Origin of the sequence: Dyella sp. ASV21, assembly GCF_016428975.1 — a bacterium.
Lineage (GTDB): Bacteria > Pseudomonadota > Gammaproteobacteria > Xanthomonadales > Rhodanobacteraceae > Dyella.
Genome location: NZ_JAELTT010000233.1, coordinates 1 through 394, shown reverse-complemented (window position 1 = coordinate 394; position 394 = coordinate 1). Strand labels below are relative to the sequence as shown.

At 69.0% G+C, this 394-nt stretch carries 1 protein-coding gene; it reads right to left on the bottom strand.

From position 1 onward, the window contains the following. Positions 1-10: 10 nt before the first annotated feature. A complete protein-coding gene (locus JHD67_RS21585) occupies positions 11-265 on the bottom strand; it encodes a hypothetical protein (protein ID WP_199101186.1) in 255 nt (84 codons plus the stop codon). Positions 266-394: the final 129 nt, after the last annotated feature.

Genomic DNA, 394 nt, shown 5'->3' with positions numbered 1-394 from the left:
CCCCCTTTTTTCACGCCGACGCGGTCACACGCGATTCGGTCACGGGTCTCGTGGGCTCGGAGATGTGTATAAGAGACAGCTTCGCCGAAATGCGCCGCATGGGCATCAAGACCATCATGATCACCGGCGACAACCCGCTCACCGCCGCCGCCATCGCGACCAGACGGTTTTCGGCCTGGATCTTGCGGATGAGCTTGAGCTTGGCCTCCGGCGTGGCTTCGGCGAGGAAGTCGTCCACGCCCGCCTCGGCCTGTCTCTTATACACATCTGACGCTGCCGACGACAACGTTCGGGTGTAGATCTCGGTGGTCGCCGGGGCGTTGGAGAGGGGGGGGGGGGGGGGGGGGGGGGGGGGGGGGGGGGGGGGGGGGGGGGGGGGGGGGGGGGGGGGGGG